Origin of the sequence: Pontibacterium sp. (genome assembly GCF_041587635.1) — a bacterium.
Classification (GTDB): domain Bacteria; phylum Pseudomonadota; class Gammaproteobacteria; order Pseudomonadales; family Balneatricaceae; genus Pontibacterium.
Genome location: NZ_JBFGYC010000144.1, coordinates 1 through 7,789, shown reverse-complemented (window position 1 = coordinate 7,789; position 7,789 = coordinate 1). Strand labels below are relative to the sequence as shown.

Sequence of the window (7,789 nt, the reverse complement as noted above, 5' to 3'; positions counted from 1 at the left end):
CCTCGTGGACGGCGCTATTAGCCACGTGTGCGTTGTCTGCGGCCCGGTTGGCGCTGTTGGCGATCTCTTCGGCGGTCACCCCCATCTGATGGATCGCGGTGGCGACCTGTTCGATCTCATGAGCCTGCTGCGCAATCTTCCGCTCCATGGATTTGGCCTGGCTGTCGATCTCTTCGATCGCCTGGTAGAGGCGGTCACCGGTGCGGGAGATCTGCTTGAGCAGTTCGCTGAGATAATCCACGAAATTGTTGTAACCGGTGGCAATCTTGCCGGTTTCGTCTCGTCTGCTGTTGTCTAAACGGCGGGTGAGGTCGCTGCCGCCTTTGCCGATGTCCTCCAATACATCCGCGACTTGGCCGATCGGTGCGATCAGGTGATTGATGATCCAAGTACTGAGCAGCAAGAACACCAGAGCGATCACCAGTCCCATCACCAGAATCACCCAGGTGACCTGATCGATGGCGGAAAATACCTCGGCGCTTGGAACCTGAGCCACAACATACCAACCGATCTGTGGCAGGAAGCGACTGGCCAACAGTGTTTCCTGGAATTCGCTGGTGGCGAATGGGAGCCCGGCGAACAGTTTGTCGGTGTTGATCTTGCCCAGACTGCTGATGTGTTTACCGATAAAAGTGGCGTCTTTGTGCAGCTTGATGATGCCGCTCTGGTCGACGAGGAAGATCGAACCTTGCTCACGGATTTTGTACTGACCGATACTTTTCGCCATGCTCTCAAGGGTCAGGCCAACACCCGTGACCGCAATCGTTTCCCCGTTCTGCTGCATCCGGTAATTGATAAACAACGTCGGGACTTTGGTTTGTTCGTCTACATCGAGACTTAAACCAAAGGGTTTGCCGCTGTCGATGAAGTTGTAGAACCAGCGATCCTTCTCATCGAGCGGGGAGATCACCTTGAAGCGTCCCGCCGGGGTGAAGTAACTACCGGTGTTGGCGGAAACCAGAAACGCGGTAAAAGTATCAAAGCTCTGATTTATCTGGGTAAGGTATTTGGTTAAGGCGCTGATATGATCTTGTGGTTCATCTTGAGCGATAAAGTCAGCGTAATCCGGATTATTAGCCATCGATTGAGCGATGGTGATAGGTCTGATCAGCTGTGCGTCGATGTCGTTGGCAACCTCGCCGAGTATCGCGGGTAGTTCCCTCTCAATAGTGCCCTCAAGAATAATCTCGCGGCTCGAATCTAAGGAAAACGCGCTGATGATTGCTATCGCTGTCACGACAGCAGCGACGGTTGTTAACACCACTTTATGACGTATATTGAGCTTCAGCATCAAGTGCTCCGGGATTGTATGGGTATGCGCGCCCGACCCCACAATGTGCTGGAGGGGCGGTTTTATTGTTTATTTAAAGAACTCGCAGGCTGCGACTTCCCTCATTTAGCTTGTGCCGATCTAAAAAAGAGGCTTCAAGAAATTCTTGAAGCCTCAGGGAGTGCCTCTGGACAGGAGGCGGACCTTCACAGAATGATGAGCTTAAGAGCCGTAAAGCTATGCACTGGAAGGGGGGAGAGGTCTTTCACTGCACGGTCTCTATCCGCAATAGATTGGTGCTGCCCGGTTGATCAAACGGTATGCCGGCGGTAATCACTACTCGGTCACCGGGACTGGCCATATTCAGGCGTTTGGCTTCATCCAATGCGGTTGGCGTAATCTCGATCGGCTGGGCAAATTCAGGGCTGACCACCGAATAGATTCCCCAAGCCAGGGTGAGCTTACGCGCAGTACTGAGGTTGGGGGTCAGGTTGAGAATCGGAGCTTTCGGACGCTCGCGTGCCGCTCGTAACCCTGTGGCGCCGGAGTTGGTAAAGTTGATCAGTACCGCAACATCCAGAATCCCGCTCACGCGGCGGATCGCGCAGCTAATCGCGTCTTCAACTGTGGCGTTTGGCACCGGTCGGTTCACATCCAGATGGGCCTGATATCCGGGGTCTGATTCGATATTGCGGATAATCTTACTCATCATGCTCACCGACTCTGTCGGAAATGCGCCAGAGGCCGTTTCTGCGGAGAGCATCACTGCATCTGCACCTTCATACACAGCGTTGGCTACATCCGTGACCTCGGCGCGGGTTGGGGCGGGTGTAAAGCGCATGGACTCAAGCATTTGGGTGGCCACCACGACAGGTTTACCGTTGTGACGACATGTCTGAATGATCTTTTTTTGGATGGCCGGAATGGTTTCGGCTGGCAGCTCAACGCCAAGATCCCCACGGGCCACCATAATGGCATCGCTTAGCTCAACGATCCGATCAAGATGCTCCACCGCTGAAGGCTTTTCGATCTTGGACATCAGGCACGCTTTACCCTGAATCAGTTTCCGGGCTTCAATGATATCTTCCGGGCGCTGCACAAATGACAGGGCCACCCAATCCACACCCAGCTCAAGGCCGAAACTAAGGTCGCGGCGATCTTTGGTTGTTAAAGGGCTCAGATTCAGTACCGCCTCCGGTACGTTGACACCTTTTCGTTCAGATAGCTCGCCACCCACAAGGACTTCGGTGCGGATGCAGGTGCCGTTTTTGGCGGTCACGCGCAGGCGGATCTTGCCATCATCCAGCAAGAGCTCCATCTGTTCCTCCAGGGCCTGAATAATCTCAGGATGCGGTAGGTTTACCCGCGTGCTGTCTCCAGGCGTGCTGTCCAGGTCCAGATAAAAACGTTGCCCCTTCACCAGCATAATCGGTCCATCGGCAAAACATCCGATACGCAGTTTCGGGCCCTGCAGATCCATCAGGACACCGAGCGAGGTACCCAGCTCTTGTTCTACGTTGCGGACCCAATTCAGTCGTTCGGCATGGTCCTGATGGTCACCGTGACTAAAGTTCAGACGGAACAGGTTGGCGCCGTTGAAGACCAGAGCGCGCACATCGTTTTCCGACTGGATCGCCGGTCCCAGTGTGGCAAGGATTTTTACTTTCTTGTCGTGTGCTCTGTATCTGTTCATAGGACTTGTCCGCTTGTCTGGGGTGGTTAGAAAACCGTTACTGCTGGCTTGTTGTACTTAGCAATGCTGCTCTCTCTTGAAAACGTGTTGCGGTATGTGCCGCTTCACTGCCTGCCAATGCATCGTCTATTGCGAATGAGATGCGTCGGTGAGTTTTATATTGTGAAAACTTTATGCTCTATATTGTGTACAATTTACCGAAATGATTGTAGTCATAAGTTGACTATCCGGTCAAGAAATATGTATGTTTGATCTTAAAGTAGAGTCTAACCCTTGATTTATGGGGTGTGTGTGGACAGGTTTTTATCCCTTTGAGTTTCTATTTTGTATACGAAGTCATCGGGATGTCTGCGAGGAATGGCCGGTTTTAGGCCCGACTAGGATGTATTAGCCCGTTTGCCACCCGATATCTCAACTAGCCGAATCACAAATAAAAATTACCGGAGTAAGACCATGAGTAGACTAGACCTCGACAGATCCATGCGTATCACTACCGAGGCGTTTCAGAAGAGTGAGGAGCTGAATGCGTCCCCTTTGAGTGTGGCCATTCTGGATGCGGGTGGAAAATTGATCTCGCTTCAGCGTCAGGATGGCGCGAGCATGATGCGCCCGGAGATTGCGATAGCAAAAGCTTGGGGCGCCGTTGCGATGGGAAAATCGTCTCGCTCGTTAGGGGAGGATGCGCAGCAGCGACCGTCGTTCGTATCGGCTCTGAATACCCTGGCGCAAGGCAATTTAATCCCTGTTGCGGGGGGTGTGCTGATTCGCGGACCGGAGGGTGAAGTGCTGGGGGCAGTTGGTATTAGCGGTGACACGTCTGATATCGATGAGCAGTGCGCTATCTTCGGTGTCGAGGCGGCGGGCCTGTGCGTGGATGCGGTCGCGGCCTAACTCGATTCTTCAGCGGCTACCCTGAATACGGTAGTCGCTGTTTTCTTAAGATCAGCTTTACACATTCTGCTGAAGTGATGGAGCACTCGGCAGGCACGTCGGCGCGTTATGCCGTTTCTTTTTCCGCAGTGCTGATACCACACCCATTGAGGACGAGCTTTACGATCAGGTCTGCTGCCTGATCATAATCGTCCTGATCCAGTTTTTCCTTCCCTGTGACCTGAGAGATCTGCCAATCAAAATCGGCGTAGGTTTGGGTTGAGGCCCATATCGTGAACAGCAGGTGCTGAGGTGGTACGGCTGTCATCAGACCTTGATCGATCCAGCTTTGTATACGTTCACACATCTGCTGTGCCTGTTCCAGCATCTGCGCTGAAATGTCTTCAGGCAGGTGGGGGGCGCCGTGCATGATCTCACTGGCAAATACTTTTGATGCGTGAGGGTGTGTTTGCGAGATACGTATTTTCGCCCGGATGTATTCCTCTAGCGCGGTCGCGGGGTCGTCATTTTCGTGAAAAGGGGCAGAGGACTGCAACAGCGGCTCGATGATGCTCTCTAAAACACTGCGATAGAGATTCTGCTTGGTTTTAAAGTAGTAATAGATGTTGGCCTTAGGTAAGCCCGCGCTATTCGCAATGTCGATTGTCTTGGTGGCGGCAAAGCCTTTATCGGCAAAAAACTCGCTGGCTACCTGGATAATCAGTTCGCGATTGCGCTCCCTTATTTTGGCCATTTAGACGTTTCACTCCGGTGGGATTTAACAGTTGGGCGCAATGTTAGCACCGCTGATTGATGAGTCTCAATATACTTGCAGTGTACCGGGTGGCAGAAAACGAAAAAACCGGACAGCGTTAACTGTCCGGAAAAGCACTTTGCATTCATCGACGGAAGTGCAAATTTTTACTCGGATTGACTCTGATGTATCCAGGCCCCAATCAAGTCACGTTCCTGCTGGGTCATCTGCGTCATGTTGCCCAGTGGCATCGTTTTGCTGGCCACGGTTTGAAGATAAATCTGCGGGGCCAGTGTCTTAATTTGACTGGAGTTGTCCAGCATGACGCCGGCTGGCGCACTGGTAAACATTGTGCTGCTTGGGGTTGCAGAGTGACAGCTCGTGCAGCGTTCGGTAATGATCTTCTCCACCACCTGCATGCTGACCTGGGCGTTCTGAACATCACTGGTCACCTGTTTCGGCGAGGTAATGAACGCCAGGCAGATCATGCCAAGGGCTGCAACCGGAAGCGTCCAGGCGAATTTCTGCGATACGTGTCGGGTATTGAAGTAATGGCGTACTAATACACTCAGTACCGCCAGACCCGCGAGAACAGCCCAGTTAAACTCATTCCCGAATGTGCTGGGGAAATGGTTGCTGATCATGATGAACAGGACCGGCAGCGTGAAGTAGTTGTTGTGGCGTGAGCGCAGCAAACCTTTTGCCGGTAGTGCTGGATCGGGTTCCTTGCCTGCTTCAATCGCGGCGACCAGAGCGCGTTGTGCCGGCATAATTACGCGGAATACGTTGCCGACCATGATGGTGCCGATAATCGCACCAACGTGGATGAATGCACCGCGACCACTGAACACCTGAGATAAGCCCCAGGCTGCGCCGATGATCAGAACAAAGAGGACAGCCCCAAGCAGTGCTGGTTGCTTACCCAGAGGGGAATCACATAGCAGATCATAGATCAGCCAACCCGCAATCAGGCTGGCAATACCGATAGCGATCGCGGTGGTCGCACTCAGGCCAGAGCCTGGGGCGATCAGGAAGAGCTCAGCGTTCAGGTAATACACCACGCTCAGCAATACCATACCGGTGAGCCAGGTCGCGTATGCCTCCCATTTAAACCAGTGCAGCTGCTCTGGCATCTTAGGTGGCGCCAGCTTGTACTTCTCCAGATGGTAGATACCACCACCATGGATTGCCCAGAGGTCGCCGGCCAGACCATCGCGTGGGTTTCTGCGGTCCAGATGGTTTTCCAGCCAGACGAAGTAGAATGATGCGCCGATCCATGCGACACCGGTGATCATATGTGCCCAGCGTACAACCAGGTTAAGCCATTCGGTGATATGGGGATCCATAGTCTTCTCCTCATATAAATCTGACTATAAAAACTCTTAAAAGTCAGTGTTATTATTTTTATAGGTTTCGTTTCGAGTCTTATTGGTTCGGATCAAGCACGATGTGTGTCTCGTCCGCAAAAAAGTACTCATCACAGTTATTGCCTTCGCCCTCGCGGTCGATCACCAGAAAGTCATCCTCTGGCGCGCAGCACAGCACCGGATGGTGCCATACGCCTGCGTGGTAGTTGATGCCCTGAGTACCGTCTGTGACAAATGCCTTCAGCTGTCCCGGGTAGGGGATCTCTCCCGCCGGGGCAACCAATACCAGAAAGGGATGACCCTTCAGCGGAATAAAGGCCTGACTGCCCATCGGGTGTCGCTCCATCATCTTGACGGTCAGTGGCATCGTCAGTGCCTGTGCACGGAAAATGCTGATGATCGCCTTGTCGTCCGATGTGCCCAGCTGCACGGCGCCCAGCTTGTGATAGCGCCGTGTTGAGCCGTTGTTGATCATGAAATAATCCCGGTCGCGGGTTTCGATCACGTCACCAAACGGGGCAAAAGCTTCAGCCGTTAACGGTTGGGGGCGGATAATCTGCATAACCGCCTCAATCCGTTACTTTGCCGAACAGGCGCAGACGGCTGACACCACCATCCGGGAAGATGTTCAGGCGCACGTGGGTGATCGGACCGATGTCGTTGATCTGTTCCGCAAACGCGTGTTCCTGATGCATCTCCAGTTTCTGGGAGGGCAGCAACTCTTTCCAGAACAGGCTCTGGGTTTCGATCTGGTCGTCGGTACCACCTTTCACGTATGCCGCCTGGATAGAGCAGCTGTCCGGGTAGTTACCTTTGAAGTGCAGGGTGTCGACCACGATGCGGCTGATTTCACCCGGATGGCCCAACGCCACGATAACCCAGTCGTTACCTGGTGTACGGCGGCGTGCGGTTTCCCAACCGTCACCCATGTTGATACCGCGACCCGGGTTCAGGATGTTGCTCATGGTGCCGAAGTGTTCGTCACTGCACGCCAGCGCGCGAGCGCCGTTCAGGGATGCAGCCAGATCGATCTCTTCGGATGGATCCATCGCAGACCAGTTCTTGTATGGCAGGCCGTGTACACGCAGACGTGCAACACCGCCGTCCGGGAAGATATTAAAGCGCAGGTGGGTCCATGGACGATCATCGTTGATCGCGTGCAGGTGTTCGCTGTCACCCTGCAGGTTTACCGCTGGCAGCACTTCGGTCCATTCTGCGTTGTCATCCGGATCGCCGTTAGGAGAGAAGCAGGCTTCCAGGGATGCAGACGGTGGGAAGTTTCCGGTGAAATGTTTGGTATCGATGTTCACGCCTTTGATCACACCCGGTACCCCCAGGCGCACAACGGCGGAGTCGTAACCTTCGTGGCGTTTACGGCGGGATTCCCAGCCGTCCATCCACTTACCGTTGTCGTAGAATACACCTTCTTTCCATACTGCTTCGGTTGGCTGCAGCATGCGGTTGGCGTCGGCGAACCAGTCGTCGGTTACAAAGATGACTTCACTACCCAGACGGGCATCCGCCAGGTTGATGTATTTTTGAAAAGTTGCTGAATTTGTCATGGTTTATCTTTCTTCTTCGAATTTGGGTTACATATCGTTCAGGCGGAACAGAGCGATCTTGTTGATCTGCTCAAGCGCGGTTTTGAACTCCTGCTCCGGACTGTTGTGAATACGGGTCTCAAACGCCGCCAGGATCTGGTGTCGGTTGCTGCCTTTTACCGCCATGATGAACGGGAACTGGAACTTCTCTTTGTAGGCGTTGTTCAGTTCGGTGAAGCGTGCAAACTCCTCAGCGGTGCATTCGTGGATACCGGCACCGGACTGCTCGGAGGT

Annotated in this window: 8 protein-coding genes; 1 reads left to right on the top strand and 7 read right to left on the bottom strand. The window is 53.5% G+C overall.

The features are described from left to right. Together ABYW01_RS09175 and pyk are read right to left on the bottom strand one after the other, a co-directional pair. Positions 1–1,291, bottom strand: a 1,291-nt coding sequence (locus ABYW01_RS09175) for a methyl-accepting chemotaxis protein (RefSeq protein WP_372832243.1), incomplete at its 3' end; no start/stop codon positions are given. Between the two features lie 244 nt (positions 1,292–1,535). Next, positions 1,536–2,963 carry a pyruvate kinase gene (gene pyk / locus ABYW01_RS09170; protein ID WP_372832241.1) on the bottom strand — a complete coding sequence of 476 codons (1,428 nt, stop codon included), beginning with the start codon at positions 2,961–2,963 and terminating at the stop codon, positions 1,536–1,538. A gap of 453 nt (positions 2,964–3,416) precedes the next feature. Here pyk and ABYW01_RS09165 point away from each other — a divergent pair, with 453 nt between their 5' ends. Beyond that, a complete protein-coding gene (locus ABYW01_RS09165; protein WP_372832239.1) occupies positions 3,417–3,854 on the top strand; it encodes a heme-binding protein in 438 nt (145 codons plus the stop codon). Between the two features lie 106 nt (positions 3,855–3,960). Here the strand turns inward: ABYW01_RS09165 and ABYW01_RS09160 are convergent, their stop codons facing one another. The 5 genes from ABYW01_RS09160 to uraD form a co-directional block, all read right to left on the bottom strand. Beyond that, positions 3,961–4,587 carry a TetR/AcrR family transcriptional regulator gene (locus ABYW01_RS09160; protein WP_372832237.1) on the bottom strand — a complete coding sequence of 209 codons (627 nt, stop codon included), beginning with the start codon at positions 4,585–4,587 and terminating at the stop codon, positions 3,961–3,963. Between the two features lie 167 nt (positions 4,588–4,754). Next, positions 4,755–5,933 (bottom strand): urate hydroxylase PuuD, encoded by a 1,179-nt coding sequence (locus ABYW01_RS09155; RefSeq protein WP_372832235.1) that lies wholly within the window; start codon positions 5,931–5,933, stop codon positions 4,755–4,757. A gap of 79 nt (positions 5,934–6,012) precedes the next feature. Continuing rightward, positions 6,013–6,516 (bottom strand): ureidoglycolate lyase, encoded by a 504-nt coding sequence (locus ABYW01_RS09150; protein ID WP_372832233.1) that lies wholly within the window; start codon positions 6,514–6,516, stop codon positions 6,013–6,015. A 7-nt stretch (positions 6,517–6,523) separates the two neighbouring features. Beyond that, positions 6,524–7,516 (bottom strand): allantoicase, encoded by a 993-nt coding sequence (gene alc / locus ABYW01_RS09145; RefSeq protein WP_372832231.1) that lies wholly within the window; start codon positions 7,514–7,516, stop codon positions 6,524–6,526. A gap of 27 nt (positions 7,517–7,543) precedes the next feature. Continuing rightward, a partial coding sequence (gene uraD, locus ABYW01_RS09140) for a 2-oxo-4-hydroxy-4-carboxy-5-ureidoimidazoline decarboxylase (protein ID WP_372832229.1) occupies positions 7,544–7,789 on the bottom strand: 246 nt, incomplete at its 5' end.

What these genes read in the sequence shown, in the direction of transcription:
- pyk (WP_372832241.1), bottom strand. Translation starts at nt 2,963, where the DNA reads ATGAACAGATACAGAGCACACGACAAGAAAGTAAAAATCCTTGCCACA.
- ABYW01_RS09165 (WP_372832239.1), top strand. Translation starts at nt 3,417, where the DNA reads ATGAGTAGACTAGACCTCGACAGATCCATGCGTATCACTACCGAGGCG.
- ABYW01_RS09160 (WP_372832237.1), bottom strand. Translation starts at nt 4,587, where the DNA reads ATGGCCAAAATAAGGGAGCGCAATCGCGAACTGATTATCCAGGTAGCC.
- ABYW01_RS09155 (WP_372832235.1), bottom strand. Translation starts at nt 5,933, where the DNA reads ATGGATCCCCATATCACCGAATGGCTTAACCTGGTTGTACGCTGGGCA.
- ABYW01_RS09150 (WP_372832233.1), bottom strand. Translation starts at nt 6,516, where the DNA reads ATGCAGATTATCCGCCCCCAACCGTTAACGGCTGAAGCTTTTGCCCCG.
- alc (WP_372832231.1), bottom strand. Translation starts at nt 7,516, where the DNA reads ATGACAAATTCAGCAACTTTTCAAAAATACATCAACCTGGCGGATGCC.